At 44.8% G+C, this 252-nt stretch carries 1 pseudogene; it reads right to left on the reverse strand.

Going from position 1 to position 252, the window contains the following annotated elements:
* A pseudogene (locus tag NLF92_RS13450) lies at positions 1-252 on the reverse strand (hypothetical protein); the annotation flags it as partial.

Genomic DNA, 252 nt, shown 5'->3' on the forward strand with positions numbered 1-252 from the left:
GGCACTTGAATCGAAGTTTTCACTGATGATTGCATTCGCTTTATTGGTCGCTTCCCATGCTGTAATAACGTAGCCCACCAGCTTTATGTACACACCCACCATACGCTTTCGCTCAAATATGTTCTCAAACAGTGAGCCGGATAACGACTTTTGGAAACTGGCCTCTGTTTCTAAGGCCAAAAATTGCTCGGCGTTCTTGAGCTCATTCAACGCATTGTGTAAAAGCTTAATGTGGGCGTGCGTATTAAGTGC

This window comes from Opacimonas viscosa (assembly GCF_024199005.1).
Taxonomy (GTDB): domain Bacteria; phylum Pseudomonadota; class Gammaproteobacteria; order Enterobacterales; family Alteromonadaceae; genus Opacimonas; species Opacimonas viscosa.